The 23,635-nt window shown below is 69.0% G+C and carries 18 protein-coding genes and 4 pseudogenes; 13 read left to right on the forward strand and 9 right to left on the reverse strand.

Annotated features, from left to right (window positions below):
• The first annotated feature begins 32 nt into the window (after positions 1-32).
• The 4 genes from GA0070216_RS29885 (at position 33) to GA0070216_RS29900 (ending at position 3,564) form a co-directional block, all read left to right on the forward strand.
• Entirely contained in the window at positions 33-923 is an 891-nt protein-coding gene (locus tag GA0070216_RS29885) for a 3-hydroxyacyl-CoA dehydrogenase family protein (protein ID WP_245722827.1), read from the forward strand.
• Positions 923-1,225: an acyl carrier protein gene (locus tag GA0070216_RS29890; protein WP_091253103.1), complete on the forward strand. Its 303-nt coding sequence runs from the start codon at positions 923-925 to the stop codon at positions 1,223-1,225. Before GA0070216_RS29885 ends, GA0070216_RS29890 begins: the two co-directional genes overlap by 1 nt.
• Entirely contained in the window at positions 1,218-2,351 is a 1,134-nt protein-coding gene (locus tag GA0070216_RS29895; RefSeq protein ID WP_091253105.1) for an acyl-CoA dehydrogenase family protein, read from the forward strand. The genes GA0070216_RS29890 and GA0070216_RS29895 overlap by 8 nt, the downstream gene beginning before the upstream one ends.
• 73 nt (positions 2,352-2,424) lie before the next feature.
• Positions 2,425-3,564: an HAD-IIIC family phosphatase gene (locus tag GA0070216_RS29900; protein ID WP_091253107.1), complete on the forward strand. Its 1,140-nt coding sequence runs from the start codon at positions 2,425-2,427 to the stop codon at positions 3,562-3,564.
• A 46-nt stretch (positions 3,565-3,610) separates the two neighbouring features.
• Here the strand turns inward: GA0070216_RS29900 and GA0070216_RS29905 are convergent, their stop codons facing one another.
• Positions 3,611-4,279, reverse strand: a complete 669-nt coding sequence (locus GA0070216_RS29905) for an O-methyltransferase (RefSeq protein WP_091253109.1) — start codon at positions 4,277-4,279, stop codon at positions 3,611-3,613.
• A 468-nt stretch (positions 4,280-4,747) separates the two neighbouring features.
• On the opposite strand from GA0070216_RS29905, the pseudogene GA0070216_RS29915 reads away from it, so the two are divergent.
• The 4 genes and pseudogenes from GA0070216_RS29915 to GA0070216_RS36725 form a co-directional block, all read left to right on the forward strand.
• A pseudogene (locus GA0070216_RS29915) lies at positions 4,748-5,513 on the forward strand (aminoglycoside phosphotransferase family protein); the annotation flags it as partial.
• Positions 5,514-5,590: 77 nt separating this feature from the next.
• Positions 5,591-6,109 carry a hypothetical protein gene (locus GA0070216_RS29920; protein ID WP_091253137.1) on the forward strand — a complete coding sequence of 173 codons (519 nt, stop codon included), beginning with the start codon at positions 5,591-5,593 and terminating at the stop codon, positions 6,107-6,109.
• A gap of 102 nt (positions 6,110-6,211) precedes the next feature.
• Complete coding sequence (locus tag GA0070216_RS29925) at positions 6,212-6,973, forward strand: IS3 family transposase (RefSeq protein WP_245722832.1); 762 nt, start codon at positions 6,212-6,214, stop codon at positions 6,971-6,973.
• Positions 6,859-7,095: an integrase core domain-containing protein gene (locus GA0070216_RS36725; protein ID WP_218108328.1), complete on the forward strand. Its 237-nt coding sequence runs from the start codon at positions 6,859-6,861 to the stop codon at positions 7,093-7,095. Before GA0070216_RS29925 ends, GA0070216_RS36725 begins: the two co-directional genes overlap by 115 nt.
• Positions 7,096-7,296: 201 nt before the next feature.
• Here GA0070216_RS36725 and GA0070216_RS29930 read toward each other — a convergent pair whose 3' ends face one another.
• On the reverse strand, positions 7,297-8,232 hold the full coding sequence (locus GA0070216_RS29930) for an NADP-dependent oxidoreductase (RefSeq protein WP_091253114.1): 936 nt from the start codon (positions 8,230-8,232) through the stop codon (positions 7,297-7,299).
• A gap of 107 nt (positions 8,233-8,339) precedes the next feature.
• Positions 8,340-9,116, reverse strand: coding sequence for a DODA-type extradiol aromatic ring-opening family dioxygenase (locus GA0070216_RS29935; protein WP_218108329.1), 777 nt, complete (start codon positions 9,114-9,116; stop codon positions 8,340-8,342).
• 296 nt (positions 9,117-9,412) lie between these two features.
• Here GA0070216_RS29935 and GA0070216_RS29940 point away from each other — a divergent pair, with 296 nt between their 5' ends.
• Positions 9,413-9,886 carry a MarR family winged helix-turn-helix transcriptional regulator gene (locus GA0070216_RS29940; RefSeq protein ID WP_091253116.1) on the forward strand — a complete coding sequence of 158 codons (474 nt, stop codon included), beginning with the start codon at positions 9,413-9,415 and terminating at the stop codon, positions 9,884-9,886.
• 247 nt (positions 9,887-10,133) lie between these two features.
• On the opposite strand, the gene GA0070216_RS35890 is transcribed toward GA0070216_RS29940, so the two are convergent.
• The 3 genes from GA0070216_RS35890 to GA0070216_RS29955 all read right to left on the reverse strand — a co-directional run bounded on the left by GA0070216_RS35890 (position 10,134) and on the right by GA0070216_RS29955 (position 15,136).
• Entirely contained in the window at positions 10,134-11,381 is a 1,248-nt protein-coding gene (locus tag GA0070216_RS35890) for a carbohydrate-binding protein (RefSeq protein ID WP_245722828.1), read from the reverse strand.
• A 17-nt stretch (positions 11,382-11,398) separates the two neighbouring features.
• Complete coding sequence (locus tag GA0070216_RS29950; RefSeq protein WP_091253118.1) at positions 11,399-12,805, reverse strand: GDSL-type esterase/lipase family protein; 1,407 nt, start codon at positions 12,803-12,805, stop codon at positions 11,399-11,401.
• Between the two features lie 87 nt (positions 12,806-12,892).
• Positions 12,893-15,136 carry a rhamnogalacturonan lyase family protein gene (locus GA0070216_RS29955; RefSeq protein ID WP_091253120.1) on the reverse strand — a complete coding sequence of 748 codons (2,244 nt, stop codon included), beginning with the start codon at positions 15,134-15,136 and terminating at the stop codon, positions 12,893-12,895.
• 567 nt (positions 15,137-15,703) lie between these two features.
• On the opposite strand from GA0070216_RS29955, the pseudogene GA0070216_RS29960 reads away from it, so the two are divergent.
• Positions 15,704-16,065 (forward strand): annotated as a pseudogene (locus GA0070216_RS29960) (hypothetical protein).
• 406 nt (positions 16,066-16,471) lie between these two features.
• On the opposite strand, the gene GA0070216_RS29975 reads toward GA0070216_RS29960, so the two are convergent.
• Positions 16,472-17,428 (reverse strand): TauD/TfdA dioxygenase family protein, encoded by a 957-nt coding sequence (locus tag GA0070216_RS29975; RefSeq protein WP_091253122.1) that lies wholly within the window; start codon positions 17,426-17,428, stop codon positions 16,472-16,474.
• 548 nt (positions 17,429-17,976) lie between these two features.
• Here GA0070216_RS29975 and GA0070216_RS36730 point away from each other — a divergent pair.
• Together GA0070216_RS36730 and GA0070216_RS29985 are read left to right on the forward strand one after the other, a co-directional pair.
• Entirely contained in the window at positions 17,977-18,351 is a 375-nt protein-coding gene (locus GA0070216_RS36730; protein ID WP_425413209.1) for a helix-turn-helix domain-containing protein, read from the forward strand.
• Positions 18,352-18,449: 98 nt separating this feature from the next.
• Positions 18,450-21,584, forward strand: coding sequence for an RICIN domain-containing protein (locus GA0070216_RS29985; protein WP_245722830.1), 3,135 nt, complete (start codon positions 18,450-18,452; stop codon positions 21,582-21,584).
• A gap of 279 nt (positions 21,585-21,863) precedes the next feature.
• On the opposite strand, the pseudogene GA0070216_RS29990 reads toward GA0070216_RS29985, so the two are convergent.
• Positions 21,864-22,172, reverse strand: a pseudogene (locus GA0070216_RS29990) (IS110 family transposase); the annotation flags it as partial.
• Between the two features lie 279 nt (positions 22,173-22,451).
• On the opposite strand from GA0070216_RS29990, the gene GA0070216_RS29995 reads away from it, so the two are divergent.
• Positions 22,452-22,874 (forward strand): hypothetical protein, encoded by a 423-nt coding sequence (locus GA0070216_RS29995; RefSeq protein ID WP_245722831.1) that lies wholly within the window; start codon positions 22,452-22,454, stop codon positions 22,872-22,874.
• A gap of 427 nt (positions 22,875-23,301) precedes the next feature.
• Here the strand turns inward: GA0070216_RS29995 and GA0070216_RS30005 are convergent.
• Positions 23,302-23,635: pseudogene (locus GA0070216_RS30005) on the reverse strand (iron-siderophore ABC transporter substrate-binding protein); the annotation flags it as partial.

The raw sequence follows: 23,635 nt of genomic DNA on the forward strand, positions 1-23,635 counted from the left end.
CGGTGCCGTCTCGGCAACGAAGGGAGACCCTCTTGACGGGGCAGAACACCACGCCGGGTGCCGCGCAACGACTGGCGGTGCTGGGCGCGGGAGTGATGGGGACGGGCATCGCCGCACTGGCGATCGGGCACGGGATCGCCGTGTCCATGATCGATGTGGACCGCCGTCGCCTGGCCGAGGCCACCGACCGGGTCGACCGGCAGGTCCGGACGGCCCGGCTGATGGGTGCCCTACCGGAGGGCACCCGACCCGGCCTGCTCGACGTCGGAGTGTCCCTCGCGGACGTCTCGACAGGGCGGACCGGCACCCTCACCGCGGTGGTCGAGGCGGTCACCGAGGACCCCGACGCCAAGGCGAAGGTGCTGGCGGACGTCTCCGCCCTGGTGGCACCAGGCACCCCGGTGGTGTCCAACACCTCCTCGATCCCCATCGGCGAACTGGCCCGGTCGGTGGCACGACCGGAAGACCTGATCGGCAGCCACTTCATGAACCCGCCCTACCTGATCCGGACCGTCGAGGTGATCCGCGGCCCACGTACCGGTCCGCGCACCCTGGACGCGGTACGCGGGCTACTCACCACCCTGGGCCGGGAATCGGTGGTGGTCGAGGACGCCCCGGGCTTCGTCACCAGCCGGATCCTGCACCCGATGATCAACAGCGCGGTCCGGGTGGTGGCCGCCGGTACGGCAAGCGTCGAGTCCGTCGACAAACTCCTGCAGGGATGTCTGGGACATCCGACCGGTCCGCTGCGCACCGCCGACCTGATCGGCCTGGACAACCTGGTCGACTCCCTGTGGGTGCTGCACGAACGCACCGGCGACGAGAGCTGCCGCCCCTGTGAGCTGCTGCTGACCAAGGTCCGGGCCGGCCACCTCGGCCGCAAGAGCGGTCGGGGTTTCTACCACTACGAGGGAGACCTGTGATGACTGTGCCATCCGACCAGGAGGTGTCGGACACCGGTGACCGGGTCGACACCGCCGCGCCGGAACTGGTGCGCTTCCTGACGGCGCGTACCGGGCGGACCTGGCCGCCGGACACGGACCTCTTCGCCACCGGTGGGCTGTCGTCCCTGTTCGCGATGGAGTTGGTGGTGCACCTGGAGCAGACGTACGGGGTCTCCGTGCGCGGCACCGACCTGCGGTTGGACAACTTCCGCACGGTGCGCCGGATGGTGGCCCTGGTCGACCGGCTCCGCAACAGCGAACCCGGCGACCACGGTGCCTGAGACCGTCGCCGCCACCGCGCCCACCGTCACGCCCGCCCAGGCCGCCACGCTCGCCGCCCGCCTGGTCGGCGACCGGGCGGGCGACTGGGACCGGGCGGGCCGGCTACCCGTGGACGTGGTGCGCGCACTCAACACCGCAGGCCTGCTCGCCCCCCAGATCCCGACCGGGTACGGCGGAGCGGGATGGAGCAGCCTGGACAGCGGCGAGTTCACCGCCCAGGTGGGCAGCCTGTGCAGCTCCCTGCGCAGCGTCATGACCTCCCAGGCAATGGCGGCCTGGACCATCGAACGGTTGGCCGACCGGGCCCAGGCCAGGTCGCTGCTGCCCCGCCTGGCCGCCACGGACACGGCCGCGGTGGCCTTCAGCGAACCGCAGGCGGGCAGTGATCTGTCGGCGATGACCACCACCGTCACCATGACGGGCGACACCCTGCGCCTCGACGGCCACAAGGTGTGGGTGACCGCCGCCGACCACGCCGACCTGCTCCTGGTCTTCGCCCGACTCGGCGACCAGGGAGCCGTGGTGGTGGTGCCCCGGGCCACCCCGGGGGTACGGGTGCACCGGCGGGCGGATCCCCTGGGATGCCGGGCGGCCGGACACGCCGACGTGTGGTTCGACGCGGTACGGCTGCCCACCAGCAGCCTGCTCGGTGCCGGCGGGCAGTCATTGTCCCTGCTGGTGACCACGGCGTTGAGCTACGGCCGGATGTCGGTCGCCTGGGGTTGCGTGGGGATACTGCGGGCCTGTCTGACGGCGGCCGTCGCACACGCCGGTTCCCGCCACCAGTTCGGCCGCCCGCTGGCCCAACACCAGCTCGTCGCCCGGCACCTGGCCGACCTGTGGGCCGCCGAGCAGGTGGCCACCCGGGTCTGTGAGCACGCCAGCCGCTGCTGGGACACCGGCTCACCCGAAGTGGTCACCGCCACCGTCCTGGCCAAGTACGTCAGCGCCGGGCACGCCACCCGGGCCGCCGCCGACGCGGTCCAGATCCTGGCGTCGGCCGGTGCGGTCGACGGGCACCCCGTCGCCCGGGCGTACCGCGACGCCAAGCTCATGGAGATCATCGAAGGCAGCACCGAGATGTGTCAGCTGATGCTGGCCGACCACGCGGTGAACCGCCGGTGACCCCACCGCCGCGCCGATCGCCCGCCCACTCGTCCCCTGCTGCCGACGAACGGCAGTCCACGAAGGAGTCGACGTGACCGACGAGGTCCCGACGGTCCCACCCGTGACCGTGAAGTGCCTGGTCTGGGATCTGGACGACACCCTCTGGCAGGGTGTCCTGCTGGAGGACGAACAGGTCGTGCTCCCCGACCCGATCCGGGCGGTGATCACCGGGCTGGACGCCCGGGGCATCCTCCAGTCGGTCTGCAGCCGCAACGACCACGAGCCGGCCTGGGCCCGGCTGTGCGCGCTCGGCGTCGCCGAGTACTTCGTGGCGCCGCAGATCGGGTGGGGACGCAAGTCCGACGCGGTCCAGCGGATCGCCGACCGGCTGGGCTTCGCGCTCGGCACCGTCGCCTTCATCGACGACCAACCGGCCGAACGGGCCGAGGTCGCCTTCCACCTCCCGCAGGTACGCTGCTACGACGCCGGGGTGGCCACAGCCCTGTTGGACCGGCCCGAGTTCAGTCCGACGTCGGTGACCGTGGATGCCCGGCGACGCCGGCAGATGTACCAGGCCGGTCAGCGGCGGGCAGACGAGCAGGCCCGGTTCACCGGCCCGGCGGAGGACTTCCTGCGTTCGCTGGAACTGGTGATGCGCATCCGGCGGGCCGACGCCGCGGACCTGTCGCGGGTCGAGGAGTTGACCCTGCGGACCAGCCAGATGAACGCGACCGGAGTGCACTACCCGGATCAGGCGTTGCGGGCCCTGCTGGCCGACCCCCGGTACGAGGTCCTGGTCACGACGTTGACCGACCGGTTCGGGCCGCACGGCGCGGTCGGTGTGCTGGTCCTGGAGAAACACCCCGGGGTGTGGCACCTGCGGCTGATCGCCACCTCGTGCCGGGTGGTGTCCTTCGGCACCGGCACCGTCCTGCTGACCTGGCTGGTGGACCAGGCCGCCCGAGCTCGCGTGCACCTGATCGCCGACTTCCGGCCCAACGACCGGAACCGGATGATGGAGATCGCCTACCGGTTCGCCGGCTTCGACGAGGAGCCCTGCGCATGCCGGGACCGCATCGCCGTCGACGGCGACCGGGCCGTCCAGCGACTGCACCTGGCGGCACGCCGGCAACCGGCACCGTCGACGTTCCACCTGACCGCCCCCGACCTGACCGCCCCCGACCTGACCGCCCCCGACCTGGCCGGCCCGGCGACCGTCGGCGCGGGTTGACCGCCGCCCGTACCCGGCCTCCACCGGCCGGACCGCGGTGTGGAGATCAGCCGGCCCGCCGCCGGGCCAACGTGATGCCGTCGGCCATTGGAAGCAGACACACATCCACCCGTTGGTCGTCGCGGATCATGGCGTTGACCCGCCGCACCCCGGCGGTGTCCGGATCACCGGCGGTCGGGTCGACCACCCGGCCGAAGAACAGCGTGTTGTCCACCACCACCAGTCCACCCGGGCGTACGAGTTGCACCGCGAATTCGTAGTACTGCGGATAGTTCGCTTTGTCGGCGTCGATGAAAACGAGATCGAAACTGCTGTGGGTGCCTTCGTCGAGCATTTTGTCAAGGGTCTCGACGGCCGCACCGATGCGTACCTCGATGCGGTCGGCGACCCCCGCGCGGTGCCAGTACTCGGCACCGATCTCCGGCCACCGCGCGCTGATGTCACAGGTCACCAGCCGGCCGTGCGGTGGCAGCGCCCGCGCCATGCACAGGGTGCTGTAGCCGGTGAAGGTGCCCACCTCCAGCACCCTCGTGGCCCCGAGGAGGGACACCAGCAGCGCAAGGAGCTGTCCCTCCTCGGCCATCACCTGCAGGGACTGCCCGCCGGGAAGCTCGCCGGTGTGCGTGCGTAGCGCCCGAAGGACGTCGTCCTCTCTGAGCGAGAATTCCCGGACATAGGCCAGAAGCTCCGGGTCGACCCCGATCTGATTAGCCACGCCAGCAATTCTAGAGAGCGTTCGCCACCGTACTCAAGGTGTGGCACAAGCCATTTTTTCGGCTACCGGGAATGCGGCGGGAAACGGCGGTGCCGTCGCCGAGGGCAGGACCGGACGATGGATGTGGGAGCATCGATCACTTTCCGCCCTGCGTAGCGGTGGGCTTCGATGTGTTGCGGGACGAGGATGGCTTGACCGATCGCGGTGGCGCGGCGTGGGCAGCAGTGGAGCTTTGTCCGGATCTTAAGGCGCGGGGCTGCTGCGTCGTGATCCGGCGCTGCACGCCGAGCCCGGCGGTGCCGGTGAGCCCACAAGAGTCGACCGCTTCCTGCACGTAGCGCCACGCGGTGGTGACCCCGACAGTGAGTCCGGCGGCGCGAAGCGTGATCCGGGCCGGGTATGGGCAGCAGTTGACGGCGGTCAGTTACCAGGGGGACGTGCGGCGTTGCCGGACTACCGTCGATCGGCATGACCCCTGTCGGGATCGAGATGACTGCGGAGTTGGTGCGGGATCTGGTGCGCGATCAGCACCCCGACCTCGCCGATCACCCGGTTCGGTTCGGCGCGCGGGGATGGGACAACCAACTGTGGCGGCTCGGTGACGATCTCGCCGTCCGGCTTCCCTGGGCGACCGGGACCGCGGACGGGTTGCTGCGCAAGGAGTACGCCTGGGTGCCGATGCTCGCTCCGCGTCTTCCGCTGCCGGTCCCTTTCCCGCAGCGGTTCGGTGAGCCCTCCGCGCGGTTTCCCCCGGCCCTGGCTCATCACCACCTGGGTTGCGGGCACACCCGCTGACCAGGCCCCCGTCACGCGAGCCGGCGACGCGGCCGAGTCCTTGGCTACCTTCCTGACGGCTCTTCACCAACCCGCCCCCGTCGGCGCGCCCGTCAGCGTCAGCCGTGGTGGGCCTCTGGCCGAGCACGCCGACCAGTTCGCCACAGGGCTCGCCGCCGTCACCGAGCGCAGGTTGATCCACGACCCGGACCCCGTCCGCACCGTCTGGGAGGAGGCGGTCGCGGCACCTGCATGAACGGGTCCGGCGCTGTGGCTCCACGCCGATCTGCACCCAGCCAACGTCCTCACCGCAGACGGCACCCGCTGCGCAGTGATCGACTTCGGTGACCTCTGCACGGGCGACCCGGCCTACGACCTCGCCGCCGGGTGGCTCCTCCTCCCCGACGACACCGCCGACCACTTCCACGCGGGGACCCCCGCCCACGCCGCCCTGCAACGCCTCATCGCCACCCGCTGAACCGACGATCGCCGTCCCCCCGAATATGAGTCAGGCTGGCTCAGGATTACCGTCCCGTGATGACCTTCAACATCGGCATTGCTGGCTACCAGCCATCCTGGCTGAACGGAGCTGCTGACGTCGCCGGTCGTCACGCTCAACGACTGCGGGGCCTCGTCGGCCGTCGGCTGACATCCAGCTGGGTGGTGTGGGATGACGATGACGACACCTGGTTCGCCGACTGCCCGGTGGTGTTCGACTTCGACGACGAGCGTCTTGAGGTCAATCATCAGAAGTTTGATGATCTGTCGATCACGTACGGGTCGATCGACGTGACACGGATGCCGGTGTGGCCGACCTCAGACGGCTTCCTGCTCCGCTGGCGCAGCGATGCTCCCGCGCTGTTGGCTGCTCGGCACGGGCAGAGACTTGAGGCGGTGGAGCTTCTGGAGTGGGCCGGGGGTGACCTGGCGGACGGTGCCGTGGCGCTGGGCCTGCGATTCGCGAGCGGCTGGCTGACGATCTACAACGCGATGGACGAGAACGGGATCGAGGAGGGCGTTCCCTCCCTGCGGTACCGCCGACACCGACTGGGGTAAGCCTGTACCTGCACGACGGGAGAACGCCGAGCTGGCGATGGAGCGTGATGTCCTCAAGCGATCCGTGGTCCTGTGGGTCAAAGAAGCGACGGGCCGGTGAGCATGGCCGCCTTCATAGCTTCCCAGAGGACCGAGCATTCCGTGCCGCACGCGGTGGCCTGCCGGGCCCTGGGGGTGTCTGAGTCATGGTTCTGCAAGTGGCGTGACCGGCCGCCGACGCGCCGCGATGACCGGCGTATCCGACTGGCGGCCGCGATCAGGAAGGTGTTCGAGGACTCGGGTGGAACCTACGGCAGCCCTCGCATCGGTAGCGAGCTGCGCGAGCAGGGTTGGCAGGTGTCGGACAACACGATCGCGCAGCTCATGGGCGATTCCGGTATGGCCGCCCGGGTCAGGTGTCGCCGCCGGAGCCTGACCCGGCAGGGCACACGTCCGGCCGCGCCGGACCTGGTCAAGCGGGCGTTCACGGCGTCGGTGCCGGATGTCGCCTGGTGCGGTGACATGACCGAGATCCGTACCGATGAGGGCAAGCTCTATCTGGCCACCGTCATCGACCTGTACTCCCGTCGCATCCTCGGCTACGCGATGGGCGCACACCACGACGCCGGGCTGGTCGTCGCCGCGCTGAACATGGCCGCCGTCACCCGGGGCGGCAACGTCGACGGGGTGATCTTCCACAGCGGCAGAGGCGGCGAGTACGGCTCGGCCGACTTCGCCCGGGTCTGCGCCCGGTGGAGGTGCGCCAGTCGATGGGCCGGCTCGGGTCGTGCTTCGACAACGCCGTCGCCGAGGCCACCTTCTCCACCATCAAGGTCGAGTACGTCCACCGCCGCCACTTCCACACCCGCACAGAGGGCCGCCTGAAGATCGGCGCCTGGATCACCGACCTCTACAACCGGCGCCGTCGGCACTCCGTCTGCGACTGGCGATCCCCGATCGACTACGAACGACCAGAGACCCGCGACCTGGAGGCCCAGGCCGCATAACGACGCCCTCCACGCTTCCAGGGGATTGACAGCGGTGTCCGGATCTGCCCATGAGCGCGCATGCGATCTTTGCCCTCGACCGGCCCGGCCCACCGGCTGGAGCCGGGCGCGTTGCCGCTCCGGCCGAGCTACTCCGCTACGCCTTGCGTACGTCGGCGTCCACCAGGTGAGGCTTCGACGGTGGACGCCGACCCGGTGGCGTCAGGCCACGACGATGACCGTTTTGCCGAGTAGCTTGCCGTTGCTCGCGTCTCGGTGGACGGCCGGCAGTTCCTCCAGCGGTCGGCGGTCGGCGATATGCAGCTTGAGCAGGCCGTTGTCGACGCGGGAGACGAGGTCGGCCAGGTGGGAGGCGTCGGGGCCTACCCACACCCCCGCGGTGCGTACCGAGCGTGCCTCGTCGGCCGGCACGGGCCCGGCGGAGCTGACGACGATGCCGCCGTCGGCCACGTAGGGGGTCAGCTTCGCGAGGTCCTCGGGGGCCAGGCGTACGTGGTTCACCACCACGTCGAAGGGGCCACCGACAGCGGCCGGGCCGGCGTCGAGGTCCAGCCGGTCGACGACCTTCTCCGCACCGTAGCCGCTCAGGCGATCGGCGTGCTGACCGCCGTCGACGGCGGTCACCTTAGCGCCGGCGTCGAGGGCGAGCTGGACCACGAGGCTTCCCACCGCACCGCCTGCCCCGTGGACGAGAACGGTCTGGCCGGCTCTGATCCCGGCGAGCTCGACTGCCGCCTGGCGAGCGGCCAGCCCGGTCAGGGGTAGTGATGCAGCGTCGGTGAGTGTGATGCTGCGGGGTGCGGCGGTGACCAGGTCGGCTGCGATGATCGCGTACTCGGCGGCCCCGCCGTGCTCGTCCAGCGGGAACATGGCGATGATCGGGTCGCCGATCTGCAGTCCGTTGACTCCGTCGCCGAGCTCGGCGACGATGCCGGCGACGTCGAGGCCGGGGGTGATCGGCAGCGCGGTGGGGATCATCTCGGCCAGGACGCCCAGCCGGATGTGGTCGTCGACGGGGTTGAACGAGGTGGCCGCGACTTTCACCAGCACCTGGCCGGCGCCGGGGACCGGACGCTCCACCTCCTCGTGACGCAGGACGTCGGTGCTGCCGAACTCGTGGTAGCGAATCGCCTTCATGGCGTTCTCCTCATCGTTTCGTGGTGTCGGATCTGCGGCGAACGGGAAGCTTCGGACCGGTGGTCGCCACCTCCACTGGTCCGTGGGTTGAGCGGCGCGCGAGCCGGTCAACTCATCTGCACCGACCGGGTCGAGTTGCCCAGGACCATCCGGTTGATGGTGCTGACCGCGCTGCTGGGTTCCGTGGCGGCACCCACGGTGAACAGCAGGGGGACGTAGTGGTCAGAGGTCGGGTGCGCGACGTCGGCTCCGGGCGCCTGGCTACGGAAGTCGGTGAGGGCGTCGACATCGCCTCGGGCGAGGGCATCGGCGGCCCATGTGTCGAACGCCGCGGTGTGCGCGACGAGGGCTGGGCTCCGGATGGCGGCGAAGCTGTGCGTCATGAATCCGGAGCCGAGCAGCAGGATGCCTTCCTCGCGCAGGGACCGTAGGCGTGAGCCCAGGTCGAGCAGCGCGCCGGGGTCGAGACTGGGCATCGACAGTTGGACGACCGGGACGTCGGTCGCCGGATACATCGCCATCATCAGCGGAATGAAGGCGCCATGGTCGAGGCCACGGTCGGTGAACTCGTGCACCGCCATCCTGCGGGGAAGCGCCTTCACCAGTCGCTGGGCCAGGGTGGTGGCGCCCGGGGTGGCGTAGGGCAGGGTCTTGTCGCGGGGGTGGAAACCGCTGAAGTCGTAAGAGAGCGGCGTGCCGGCCGCAGTCCCGGAGATCGCCACCGGCTCTTGTTCCCAGTGCGCCGAGACGACCACGACGGCTCGGGGTTTCGGGATCGACTGGGCCCACTGGAAGAGTTCGGCGATCCACTGCGGGTCGTCGAGGGTGAATGGGGCCCCGTGGCTGACGAAAGGCTGGGCAAGGGTCCGTCGGACGGAGCCCATACCGGCTGCGTCCTCGTCCGCGGCAACACCTGTTCCACATGCTTGTCGTAGGCCTCAGCGGGCCAGTTCGGCCGGGTGAGGGACGTCGGGTCATTCGTCATGGTCATCGGTGTCGATCTGTTCGGGGCGAAACGCCGGATCGCTTCCGCACTTGCCTGGGCAACTCAGGACGAGTGTTCCTCACTTGCCTGGGCAAGTCAACATGCGCGGTGTCACGGAGCCCAGCAGCGCCAATACCTGCTCGTGAGTAGACAGGCATCTCGATACGCGGTTGCCCAGTCAAGTAAGCTGCGCACATGACCGGCTCCACCCCATGGCTCGACGACGAGCAGCAGAAGCTGTGGCACGACCTACGCACCGTGGTCATCGCGCTGCCCATGTTGCTCGACCGTCAGCTGCAGCGAGACGAGGGCATCTCGAACTTCGAGTACAGCGTGATGGCCCGGCTGTCCATGACCGAGACGCACACGATGCGGCTCAGCGACCTGGCCGCACAGTCCGACAGCACGCAACCACGGCTGTCCAAGCTGATGGTCCGTTTCGAGCAGCAGGGGTGGGTCACTCGGTGCCCTGACCCGGGCAACGGCCGGTACACCCTCGCGACCCTGACCGACGCCGGCCTGCGCAAGGTCGAGGACAGTGCCCCGGCGCACGTCGAGCAGGTCAGGCAACTGGTGTTCGAGCCACTCAGCGCTGCACAGCAACGCCATCTCGGCGCCGCACTCGCCCGCATCGCCACCCTGCTACGCGAGCAACTCGACGGCCGGTAAGGGACGCCTGCCCTCACCTGGCCGGGTGAACACCCCCCACCGCCGGCACGCCGGTGGGCAGGTCGACCGGCTGCTGGGCGAGATCCACCACACCCGGAGCCGACCGAACCGGAGCGGAGCGGCCGGGTCCGCCCGAGGGCGACGACGGTGCGACCGGCCAGCCCGGGACGCCGGTGGCCGGTACCCCGTCGACGCCCCGGGTGGGCCGCGATGGTCGGATCGCCGGTCGGTCACCGGCGTCCCCGTCTTATCTCAGGTAGGTGGCCAAAGGGATCTGCTGGTCACGGAGTGCCCGGGTGACGACCCCGGCGATCTGCCGGGCGCCGGACGGCTCGAAGTGGGTGTGGTCGGCGCAGAAGAAGGCGCCCACCGGGCCCGAGCCGTAGTCGCCGTTGAAGGGACAGAAACGCAGGCTGTTGTAGAGCGTGTAGCTGAGCCGGTGCAGGTCGATGACGGGGACGGCGTTCGCGCTGCCGGCCGAGTTCGTCTCGGTGACGAAGCCGCGGTTGCCGACCGCCGTGTTCCCGGAGCAGGTGATCGCGGCCGGCGGGGTCAGGAAGACGGGGTGGGCGCCGCGTGCCTTGGCGGCGGCGGCCATCATCCCGAGCAGCTGCTGGTACCGCGCCGAACCGACGTGGCGGGGGCAGGCACTGGTCCCGTCGTTGATCCCGAACTGGATGAGCAGGTAGTCGCCGCGCTTCATGCCGGTCGTCGGGTCGAGCATGGCCTGCCAGCGCGAGGAGTACGTCTCCGGGCTGACGACGCACTCCCCGGCCGGGTTCTTCGTGCTCGTCACGTTGGGGTCGTAGAGCCACGTCTGGATGCTCCGCCCGCCCACGGCACTGTTGCGTACGGTGACGTCGCTGGTGAAGTACTGGGCGAACTGGCTGCCCCAGCCGGCCGGGCACACGGTGCCGCCGGAGGGGTCGGCCACCGTGGAGTCGCCGGCCAACCAGACGGTGACCTGCCCCTGCGGGGGAGGAGAGCTGGACGACGGCGGCGCGCACGGCGACGGGCTCGGCGACGGGCCGCCGCCCGTCAGGTCGAAGTAGTCGAGGTTGGGCAGCCCGCCGGCCGTGGTCGGGCTGAACCCGATGGTGGTGGTGCCCGGGTTCACCGGCACGGTCACCGTCGTGGTGACCCACGTCGTCCACGCCCCGGTGGGCGCGAAGGGCACCGTCTGCGTCGATGTGCCGTTCACCAGGACGGCGGCGGGTCGCGCGGTGGTGGAGCCGTTGGCGAACCGTACGTCCAGCGTCGCCGTCCCGGCCGCCGACGTGGTCACGGTGAGCCGGACCGCCGCGCCGACGGCGTTGTCGCCGTTGCAGAACCCGGTCCCGGAGTACCCGGCGTGGTTCGCGTCGATCGTGCCGGTGCACACCACCGGCGCCGTCTCGGCCTCGTACCTGCTGGACGCCGCCGTGGCGATGGTGGCGCCCAGCCCGATGAGGACTGTCGTCATCGTCACGACGCCGATGACCGCTCGTCGATTCATGTCGCTCCTCGGGTCGCTCAGATGTACTGGTCGAGAATCGGCCGGAGCCGTTGCGTGATCTTGACGTGGCCGGCGTCCGTCGGGTGGACGTTGTCCGTGGTGTCGGTGGCCGGGTCGATCCAGCCCGTGGTGTCGACGAAGTGGACCTTCGCGTCGCCGGCCGCGGTGCGGGCGGCGACGGCGCTGCGGGTCTCGGGCACGTACCGGTTGCGGAAGACGCCCATCGCGAAGATCTCGGCGTTGGGGTAGGCCACGCGCACGCGTTCGAGCATGACGACGTAGTTCTGCTGGAACTGCACGGTGCTGACGCCGTGGCCGACGTCGTTGGTGCCGAGGTTGATGACCACGGCGGTCGCCTGGTACGTCCCGAAGTTCCAGTCGTCGGTGCTCACCCACGCCGAGGAGCGGCGGAACCAGTCGACCATGCCGTAACAGTCCTGGTTGACCAGGCAGGCGCCACCCTGGGCGACCTGGGTGTGACTGGCACCGAGGCCCTCGGCCGCGAGCCACGGGTAGGTGGTGAAGGGACGGTTGGCGTTGGGCTGGCCCACCGTGATGGAGTCACCGATGAACTCCACGAGGTTCGCCGGCCTGGCCAGCGGCGCGGTCTGCGCGCCGCTGGCGAGGATGAGCCCACCGAACACCGGGTCGCCGGTGTACGAGCCGGCCCGCTCGCGGTAGCCGATCCGGATGCTGTGCGAGCCGCCGGTCAGCCCGGAGGCGAGGGTGACGTTGCCGGACACGTTGCGCCGCCACTGCGGTGCGGCCTGGTCGACGGAGTAGTACAGGTCGATGGCGTTGCGCTGGCGCACCCCGATGACGCTGCCGGTGAAGCGGGTCTCGAGGTAGCCGCCGGCCCAGCCCATCGCGGGGAACGCCGGGTCGGACCTGCTCCACCGGCCGTAGTACTGGATGTTCGAGTCGTCCGGCCGCCCCGTGCCGGCCGAGGAGCTGCCGGAGGTGTCGACATCGAGATTGTCGACGTTGGGCAGGCCGGCCGCCGTGGTCGGGCTGAGCCGGATGGTGTTGCTTCCGGCGCCCAGCGACACGGTGAGCGTGCTGGCCGACCAGGTGGTCCAGGCACCGGTGCCGCCGAAGGCGGCGGTCGAGACCCGGGTGCCGTTGACGAGGACGTCCGCCGGGCGGCCGGTGGTGGTGCCGTTGGCGAAGCGTACGCCCAGGGTCGCCCGTCCCGCCGCCGGCATGGTCACGGCGAACTGGACCGAGGCGCCGACGACGTTGTCGCCGTTGCAGAACCCGGTCCCGGAGAAGCCGGCGTGGTTCGCGTCGATTGTGCCGGTGCACACCGCCGGCGCCGTCTCGGCTTCGTACCGGTTCACGGCCGCCGTCGCGGGGCTGCCGGTCAACACCGTGACCATGCCGGCAACGAGCGTGCCGACGGCGAGGAGGGGCAGGGGTCTCATGACTGAGCTCCTTGGCTGATCGAAGGTCGGTGGTGTTCCCGCAGGCCCGGCACGACGAGGTCGGACGCCGTACTCCGGAAGTGGCAGCTACCGGAGGTAGATGTCGGGGCGGGGCGGGGTGGTCATGCCGTCGCCCAGGAAGAAGCTCGGGTGCGGCGGTTGGTTGTAGGCGGTGTTCTGCCAGGCGATCGCCACCCGGTACTGCGGGTCGTGCAGGAGGGTGTAGAGCCGCCGGTCGGTCTGCGTCGGGCTGGCGTAGATACTCAGCGCGGCGTTGTCGTCCCGGGGCAGGATGACCTCTTCCCGCCAGTCGCCGAACAGGTCACCGGAGAGCGAGGGCGTCGCCTTGGTGCCGTTGATCGAGTGCGCGCCGGTGGCGGTGAGCAGGCGCGTGTCGCCGCCCGTGCCGTACTTGTCGACGTGGTTGCCGTCGAGCAGTTCCCGCACCGGGTCGCCGTCCCACCAGGCGAGGAAGTTGGAGCTGCCCGGGGTACGCCCGACGCTGCCGCCGGCGGAGTTGAACAGGTTGGTCAGGCCGGTGCCGCTCCCCCAGAACTCGGCGCCGGGGTTGCCGGCGTAGACGTCACCGGCCACACCACGCCCCGGCCCCTCGCAACCGCAGCTGTTGTTCTTCTGCATGATGATCGCGCCGGTGTTGGCGTCGCGCAGCGTCGCCGCCGCGCCGGAGTTCTGCTCGTGGATCTGCCAGATCTCCTTGCCGGGGCGGCTGGGCACGAAGTCGCTGACGTGCAGCGCGTCGCCGTGGGCGTAGAAGTTGGTGGTGTAGCGGCCGGTCCCGTTGGCATTGATCGTCATGCCGCCGTAGATGATCTCGTCGGTGCCGTTGCCGTCGACGTCGGCGATGGACAGCGAATGGGTGCCCTTGCCGGTCCACTGGCTGCCCGCGCTACTCGAATCGAACTTCCACCGCAGGGTGAGCTGTCCGTTGCGGAAGTCGTACGCGGCGATCGCGGTCTTGGCGTAGTAGCCACGGCCCACGATCAGGCTGGGTCGACGCCCGTCGAGGTAGGCGGTGCCGGCCAGGAACCGGTCGACGCGGTTGCCGTAGTCGTCGCCCCAGTCGCTGACGTTGCCGCGGGCCGGCTGGAACGGCACCGTGGCCAGCACCGCGCCGCTCAGCCCGCTGAACATGGTCAGGTACTCGGGACCGGTGAGGATGTACCCGCCGGCGTTACGGTGCAGGGCGTTCGCGTCACCGATGACCTGCCCGGTGCCGGAGCGGCTACCGTCACCGGTTTTGACCGCGACTTCCGCCCGGCCGTCACCGTCGTAGTCGTACACCTGGAACTGCGTGTAGTGGGCTCCGGCGCGGATGTTGCGCCCCAGGTCGACGCGCCACAACCGGGTGCCGTCGAGCCGGTAGGCGTCGAGGTAGACGTTGCTGGTCACGCCCGACTGGGAGTTGTCCTTCAGGTCGCTGGGGTCCCACTTGAGGAAGACCTCGTACTGCCCGTCGCCGTCGGCGTCGCCGACGCTGGCGTCACCGGCGGTGTAGTTGCTGCCCGGCCGGGAGATCGGCACGTCCAGGTGGTCGCCACCGGCGAAGCGCAGCGACGCCTCCGAGGCCGCCTGCTCCGCCCCGTCGACCACCGCACGGATCGTGTACGAGGCGTCGGCGGGCGCCCCGGTGTCGAGGTAGTTGGTGGAGGTGGTGATCGGCGACGCGGTCAGCTTCGTGGCGCCGCGGTAGACGTTGAAGCCCGTGTTGGCCGCCTCGGTGCCGAGCAACCGCCAGGACACCAGGTTGCCCGACCCGGAGCGGACGCTGATCACGCCCCGGTTCAGGTCCTCCAGCTGCCGGCCCGTCTCGGACGGCGGCGGGGTGCCGGTCGTCTCGACCTCGACGTAGTCGATGTTGGCGAGTCCCGCGGCGGTGGTGGGGCTCAACCGGATCGTGTTGCTGCCGGCGGTGAGCGAGGCGGTGAGGGTCTTCGTGGCCCAGGTCGTCCACGCCCCGGCGGGGTCGAACGTGCTCGCGGCCTGCGCCACCGAGCCGTTGACGAGCACGTCGGCCGGGCGGTTGTCGGTCGTACCGTTGGCATACCGGACGGCGATGGTCGCCGTGCCGGCGGCCGACACGTTCACGGTGAACTGTGCCGCCGCACCGACGGCGTTCCTGCCGTTGCAGAACCCGCTGCCCGAGTAGCCGGTGTGGTTGGACTCGATCGCGCCGTCGCAGGTGGCAGGCGCGGTCTCGACCTCCTGACGGATCGCGGCGGCGGACGCCACCGTGACGACGGCGACGCCGGCGCTGACGGTGACCGCCGTGCAGGCGGAGAGCAGCGCGACGCGCTGTCTGCGTGACAACATGACGATCTCCAGGGCTTGAGGACGACCAGTTGGGGGCTCGTGCGGGTCAGTGTCGGGAGGCGCGACGTGCCGCCGGTGCCGCCGAAGGTGTCGACACGGGTCAGGTACCTCCTGTGGGCTGGCACGGTGGCGACCCTCGGACCGCGCCGAGGCACGGCCGTGGCAGCGACACGGCAGTGCGGATGCCGATCACCGTCGGGATGTCCCGGTCTGGTCGGAGCAGTAGCAGCGGACGTCGGACGGGGAGCGTTCACGCAATGCGCCTTCGACTGGCCTTCCGGCCCGGAATCTCAGCCCGCCAACCTGCGGTCTTGGATTTGTAACACCCTGTGAACACTCCCATGACATTTACCTGCATCAGTCAGTCTCCCGACCGGGCAGCCATCCGTCAATCGACGCCGCTCATTTCCTTGCCCCCGGTGCCGTGCCGGTCGAAATCCGCACAGACCGTGCCCACCCCCTCCCTCTCCGTCAGATTGAGGTCAGGCGCCACCTGCGGTCGCGGCGGCTGCTCCCGGCCAGATCCGGATGGCCACGGGAGCAACAGCAGTGCCGCATGATCCGTTCATGACCTCCACCCGCTCGTCACGGCTGTCACCGACTCGTTGCTGTCCATCGGATCGCGCGGCTCGGTGCTGTCCATCGGCAGCGTCGGCTCGATCGCCTCCGTCGGCAGCGTCGGCTCCGCCGGATCGGTCCTGTCCATCGGGTCCGCGCTCTCGATCGGGTCGGCCCTGTCGTGGCGGTTTCGCTGGTCGTTGATGGCTGACCGCTCCTTCGGAGCCGCGCTGGGCTCCCGCGAGGGTGGCCGCGAACTCATCGGTCCGTCCGCGGCGTTGGCAACCGTGGCGCTGACGGCCTGTGTCGGCTACCTCCTGACGCGCAGCGGCGCGAGGCCAGCGCGGCCAGCCCGACGCCGGCGGCGTTGAGCAGCACGTCGTCCACGGACGACACCCGATCCAGCCGCAGGATGTACTGCCCGGCCTCCACCAGGACTAGTGCTCCAGCCGTGCCTGATGGAGTCGGAGTCTTCGCTGGTAGTGGGCTGTTCTGGCGCGGTACTGGTGTCGGCGTCGCCATCGTGACCATCGATGGATGTGGTCGAAGAATCGGATCGTGGTGATCAGGTGTGCCAGGAGACGACGGACCTCGCCGAGGGTGAGGGGGATGAGGCCGTCAGACAGTGCGACCACCTCACTCACCGCATGAATAGCATCGACACGCGCAGCTGTACGGCCGGCGCCGCTCACGCGTCGACTACGCCGATGACCTGGCGAAACTCCAGATCAGGCAGGTGCGGCTGGAGTATTGGGAGCCGGGCGTACGCTCACTGCCTCAGTCGACGATGGTCGCCGTGCGTGGCTCGCGGCCCAGCGCGGGGTCGAGGTAGCGGCCGTGGCCGTAGTCGCCGAGCAGGGTGGTGCGGTGCGCGCGACGGCGCACGTCCAAGGGTACGCCGGCGGCGCTGTGGATCACGCGCCAGTTGTCCCAGACGATGACGTCGTCCTTGCTCCACTTGTGGAAATAGGCGTAGCGCTCGTCCACGAGGTGGTCCGCCAGCCGGTGCAGCAGGGCATCGCTTTGCGTCGTGTCCATGCCGAGCACGTGCTTGGCGTGCATCGGCGACAGCTTGAGCACCTTGCGGCCGGTCTCCGGGTGGACGATGACCAGCGGGTGCACCACCGGCGGGAAGTTGTACTTGCGGAGATCAGCCATGTTCTCAGAATCGGTCTTCAGGTTCACCAGGTCGGGCGGAAAGCCATAGGGGTTCTTGTCCATCTGAGGTGAGAAATGGTAGACCACTTCGAGGTCCTCGATGCGCTCCCGCAACTGCGCCGGCAGGCGTTGCCAGGCGGCGATGCCGTCGATGAAGCCGGTTTCGCCCGCGATCGCCGCCGGCTCGACCATTCGCAGCGCCGCGCCGCGCGCGATCACCGGCGTGAAGGACTGGTCCCAATGCCAGCCCAGCCAGCCGGCACGCTCGACACCATTGACACGCATGATGGCGGCGGGGAAATCTTTGCGGTTTTCGGGATCGTATTTCAGCTCCATCAGATAGGGATTGTTGTCGACATTGAGAGTGGGCGTCGCCGAAGACTCAAGCTTGCCGAAGCAGCGGCTCAGCCGCAGGTGTGCTTCGGCGGAGCGGCAGCCGCGGAGCAGCAGGATGCCGCCGCGAATCCAGGCGTCCAGCAGGGTCCGCCGCGTCGACTCGTCGAAATCCTGTTCCAGGTCGAGGCCATGAACTTCCAGACCGATGTACGGCGACATTGGTGTGGTGGTGATCGGCATGCGCGCTTCCCTCGAAGAGTAAGCCATCATCGAACATCAATCGTATTGTGACGGCGCGGCCGACGTGCGTCAAAGAAAACCTGGCCTGCCTGGCAGGCCAGGTTGGCAGCTATGCCGCGCGGTCGCCGACCATTCAGCCACCGGATGACAGGGGAGTGGTTGTAGCGCGGGTCCGTCCACGGACTTCGGCAGCCTGGTTGACCCGCACGGCCAGCCCGGCACGGGACATGCCTTCCTCCTCAAGGAGGGCATCGAGCAGCGCGTTTGCCTCCATGGGGTAGCCGGAGCGCTAGTGTCGCGTGTCTAAGGGGACGTCTGATCCTGATTCACGTTGGCCGCTCTGAGGCCCTCGGCCATATGTGGGCGGGCCAGCCGGGCGATACGTGAGGGTGCCGACCCCGGCAGTGTGCCGGCCGTTAGCGACTTGCGGATAAACTCCGGCCAGACACTCATGGCGTAGCACAAGCGCAAGCTGGATGTTCGCGAATGCTGTCGATCAGGGCGGAATTGCAATATTACCGGCAAGCATGTCGATGATCTTCAGTTGTATGGTCGGGCTGATCAGGCGCAAGGTGAACAAGGCGTCCAGGGCGTTGACGTGCTTCTGCCAGGCGCTTCTGGTGTTGGTGTGGTTCCGCAAGGGTGAGGACAAGACCACCCTCGGGGCCGGATTCGGGGTGTCCAGGTCTACCGCGTACCGGTACGTCGCCGAGGCCGTACGGGTCCTGGCGGCGCAGACCCCGTCCCTGCAGGACGCGTTGCGTCGCCGCCGACGGCTGACGGAACGTCTCGGTCCGGTCCCTGGCATCTCCAGATCCGGGTGGTATACATATGAGTCGATGCGATCAGACGATGACCTGCCACCTCTGGACACCGCAGGCCAGCGAGCCCGAGGCGTCGCCTGCCACACCTTGACCGGTTGACTGGAGATCTCATGACCAGCCCTCGATCCGCTCCGCCTCGGCAGACTCCGGGAGCAGCCCGCCCGCGCCGTGCCCGCGTCAGGCCCACCGCGCTGAGCATGCTGTCGATCGCAGCGCTTGCCCTGACGTACGTGCTGGCCATGCCGGTCGCATCCACGCCAGTGGGCCTAACCACGGAAGTAGCCGCCGCCTACGTCAAACTGGGCAACCGGACCACCGGCAAGTTCATCGACGGCATGGGCCGGACCACCAACGGCGCCGCAGTCGGCCAGTACTCCTCGTCGTCCAACGACAACCAGCAGTGGACGATCGAGGCCGTCGGCAGCTACGTCCGGATCAAGAATCGGGCCACCGGCCTGTACCTGGACGGGATGGGCCGCACGACGGGCGGATCCATCTGCGGCCAGTGGAGTGACAGCGGCAGCACCAACCAGCAGTGGACCCGGGAGGACTCCGGCGGCTACGCCAAGTTCAGGAACCGGGTCAACGGGCTGTACCTGGATGGCGGGGGCAGCACGTCCGACGGCGCCAACCTCGTCCAGTACGCGAACAGCGGCAGCACCAACCAGCAGTGGATCGTCACTGACGTGTCGACTCCGGGATCGGGCACGATCATGGTGGACGGCAACAACGTCCGCGCCGGCAACGTCAACGGCCTGACGTTCAAGGGCTTCGGTGCGCTCAGCGCCAACAGCACCAGCGAGCTGCTGATGGATTACAAGGCCCAGAGCCCGACCGCGTACGCGCAGCTGCTGCGGGTCCTCTTCGGTGGGGAGAGTCCGGTCTTCACCAACGTGAAGATCGAGATGGGCAACGACCGCAACAACTCCACCGGACCGGACCCCTCGACCATGCGCTGGGAGTCCGAGACCCCCAACGTCAAGCGGGCGCAGGGCTTCCAACTCGCGGCCGACGCGAAGAAGGTCAACCCGAACGTCAAGGTGTCCCTGCTGCGCTGGAACTCCCCCGGCTGGGCGAACAGCAACGACAAGGTCTACACCTGGTTCAAGAAGACCATCCTGAGCGCGTACCGGACCTACGGGTTCATGGTCGACTACGTCAACCCGGGTCTCAACGAGCGCGGGGCGGACCTGAACTGGACCAAGACCTATGCCAACCGGGTCAGGACCGACAGTGCCGACTTCGCCAACTCGACGGAGCAATCCCGGTACAACCAGCTCAAGGTCGTCATCTCCGACGAGGTCGGTGTCGGGTCGTTCGGCGGCAGCATGATCAGCGACGCCGGCCTGCGCGACGTGGTGGCGGCGGCCGGCTACCACTACAGCCCCGACGACGACAGCGCCGGCAACTTCAAGCGCCTGGCGATGGACTACGACAAGGAGATCTGGAACAGCGAAGCACAGGCGACCTTCGGCAATTCCGCCTTCCGCCCCAACAACAACATGCGGTCCCCGTCGGTGGTCGGGACCGGCATCGGCGGCACCAACAGTGCGCTGGAAATGGGAAACACCATCATCAAGGGATTCGTCAACTCGCGCCGGACCAACTTCATTTACCAACCGGCCATCGGGTCCTTCTACGAGGGTGGGCAGTACTCCTACAAGGAGATCGTCAGCGCCCGTGATCCCTGGTCGGGCTGGCTGCACTACGACGCCGCCATCGACGTGCTGCGGCACTTCAGCTGGTTCGCCAAGACCGGCTGGGAGAACTCCAGCAACACGGCCGGCATCTGGCGCGCCGTCCCCGAATCCAGCTATACCGGAGCGACCGGGACGAACCCGGTGGTCGGACGCAACGGCACGCCCAGCTATCTCACGCTCGCCGCGCCCGACAGGCGCAACTTCTCCACGGTCTTCATGAACGACAGCGAGTACACCCAGTCGTACCGCCTCCAGCCGGTGAACATGGCCTACTCCGGTACTCCCGCCCTACAGCTGTGGGAAACCCGCGCGGCCGACCCCGGCCAGGCGTTCAACGCCAACTACCTGAAGCACCTCGGCAGCGTCCCGGCCGATAGCGGCGGGGCGTACTCCGTGACGGTCAGGCCGAACTCGGTCGTCACCGTGACGACGCTGGCCAACCACACCAAGCCCGAGTACCTGGAACCCCTGCCGGTGGAGGGCCAGCGCACCGTGCTGGACACCGACATCTCCGGCGACGTGCAGAGCACCAGCGACAACATCCTCTACGCCGACGGCTTCGACTACTCCGGCAAGACGGTCCCGGTGATCGGCAGTGGCGGCACCATCACGGGCACGGAGGACTTCATCACCTCGCGCGGCGGCGCCAGGAGCGTCATCCCGCGCTACGCCAGCGACCGCAACGGCGCCTTCGAGGCGTACCAGCCGGACGGATCGACCAATTACGTGCTGCGCCAGCAGTTGGACAGCCCGAGCCAGGGCCTGGGCGGTGCGTGGAACGGGGGGGACGCGGTCACCAGGATCGGTGACAGCCGGTGGCTCAACTACAAGGCCAGTGTCGACGTCTCCTTCGAGAACAGCAGCACACAGAACGGCGCCAACCACGCCCGGCTGGGCATCCGCGAGCAGCACGGTGACAACGGTGCGCCGTACTCGGTGAGGTTCACCTTCGACGGGGGCTGGCAGTTGCTGGTCAACAACAGCGCGGTCGCCAGCGGCAACGTGGTCAGCGGCGCCGGCGGCGTGCGGATCGGTGGGTTCAACACCGCTCACAACGCGTGGCACAACATCGCGCTGAAGGGCGTCGGAAGCACGGTGACCGCCTACCTCGACGGCGTCACACTGGCCACCTACACCGACCCGAATCCCAAGCTGTCCGGCCGGATCACGCTGGGCAGCGGCTACTACTTCACCCGGTTTGACAACCTCCGGGTGGAGACGGTCGACGGAAGCCCGCCGTACTACTCCGAGGTGCTGGACAACCTGGAGATGTCCGACCTGGCCAACCCGGCCGCCAGGAAGCTGGTGTACGGCGGGTCCTGGGCGCACGAGAACGGTAAGGGTATGTACAACGTTCAGCGGAGCCTGTCAACCAGCCAGGGAAGCGGCTCGACGCTGACCTACACGTTCGCCGGCACCGGACTGGACATCATCGGGCCGAACAACGGCTCGGCCGTCCTGCAGGTCACGGTGGACGGTACGGTGGTCAACTCCGCAGCGAGCACGCTCGCCTCTCCCGAGTTCTATCAGACGTACGCCCTGCGCAACCTCGGCGCCGGCACGCACACCGTGGAGATCATGGTGCGCAGCGGCACTCTCGTCGTGGATGCCGTCGGGGCCGTCCGGCCGTGATGCCGGTCGCGCCGGAGGGCCAACAGGGCTCATCGGCACAGGCCGTCTGCGCGGAGCGTCCGTTGACCATCAGCAGCGAGCGACAGAGGCGGTTAGCCTGTTCGGCGGGTCCGGCCGCCACGTTACCTGTCACCACCACAACCGCCTGCACCCGCCAGTCGAACAAACTGCGGACCGCCCGTGCTCGGCTCTGTGGCAGGTAAGGCGGGATGTCGGCGATGGCGTGCAGACATGCCAGCGGTGCGGCCAGTTCATCGCCTTCGGACGGCCTTCCGCGGGGGCGTCGGTCTTCGCCGAACCGGGGTGCAGGTCGGCGATGCGCCGCATGGCCAGCCCGGGCCGGTAGGCCACCTGATGACCGCACGCCCGAGCCACCGCAACCGGCAAGGCGCCGATCGACGCCGGCTGGTCGACCACCACCAAGCCCCGACCATGGCGGGCGAGCTTGTCGAACAACTGCCGCAGCCGGGCCTCCGTGTTCGGCAACGCCGCGTCATGCAGCCGCTTACCGTCCGGGCCCAACCCCACCGCGTGATGACCTTCTTTGCCGCCGCCAAAGCCGAGGTAGACGCCGTATCCGTCGTGCACCACACCCGCCTGCACGCATCGTTCCGCGGCCTCGGCAGCTGGTCTGAGCGTCGGACTGCCGGCAGCCACGTTACGAAGAGACCTACCCCGAACACGGGTGGCCGTGTCCCTATCGGCGGTCCGCCGACGCCACCCGACCCGGCGACAACACCCCCCGGATCATGCGTACGACAGGGGCAGGAAGTCATACCGGGCCGGGCGACCGAGGGTCCCCGGCTGGGGACGATCAGAAAGACCTCCGATCTCCGCAACGGTCAAGAGCCCGGGCATGATTCATCTGTGGACGTGTACGAGCGTTTGCTGCTGCTGGCGCGGTCGGATGTGTGGTCGGATCGGGCGCGTGCTGGCGGGGAGCTGAGCGCTTTCGTCGGGCATGACCCGGTGGACGCGGTGATGCAGGCCCTTCTGCTTGATCCTGGTGATACGGCTGTCACGGACGCTGCCGCCGAGGCGTTACTGCGGCGCGGGGACGCGGCCGCGTGGCGTCTGTTCGCTCGGGCCTGGCACGTGGCGGAGCCGGAGACGGCGGATCATCTCAGTGGTGCGCTGAGCGCTGTCCTGTTCGAGCTGACTCGTTCCACGTTGCAGGATCGCGCCCGTTTCCAGGCTGTGCTGCAGGGGTTGCTGACTGACGCCGATTCGGCGGTCGGCGTTGGTGCCCAAGACCTGCTTGACCGGACCGCGAAAACGCTGTCCGGTTGATGGTCGGTGCGTTGCCGGTTCCAGAACTGCCGGCCGGTGTAGCGGGGGTTGGCCAGGATCGCCGCGGCGGTGGTCAGCATCCAGCGTTGGCCGCTGCGGTGCGGGTCACGTGCCGGATGGGCAGGGAACGCCGGTGTCGTGGAGCGCGCGGGCGATGCTTGCCGCGCTGCGACCCGCGAGCCGTTGGTCGAAATCCACCGCACGTGGTGCGCGGTGGCGGGATCGGGTTCCAGGCGATATAGACGGCGCGCTGCTCCGATCCGGCGACGGCGGGTCCGCGCGGTGAGCCGGTCATGGTGCCGTGCCCGCCATCGCGGCTCTACCTCGGCACCGGACGTCGGGCGAAGCCGGTCGCTGGCCCCGTTTACGCCGTCGCGGCCCGCCGGGCGGGGAACTGTCCGGTCTGGAGCAGTTCCCCGCCGGATCGTCAGGTGGCGGCGCGCTGCACCGCCGTGGCGGGGTTGCCGTCCACCGCCGCGGTGAGTTGCGGAACGAGCCTGTCCAGCAGGAACGGCAGGCTCAGCGGGGTGATGAACGAGGTCGCGGCCCCGACCAGTTCCTCGTTCTCCAGGTAGATGTCGCGACCCTCGGTCTTGACCTTCAACCTGCTGTAGAGCGGGTCGGCCTGCACCTTCGCCCGGTCGGTGTCGTAGCTGTCGACCAACCAGATCAGCACGCCGGTGTCGAGCATGTCGGTGCGCTCCCGGCTCAGGTTCGCGCCGAACTCCTTGCCGGTCACCTCGGCCAGCCCGGGCGGCAGC

Source organism: Micromonospora matsumotoense, assembly GCF_900091525.1.
GTDB lineage: Bacteria > Actinomycetota > Actinomycetes > Mycobacteriales > Micromonosporaceae > Micromonospora > Micromonospora matsumotoensis.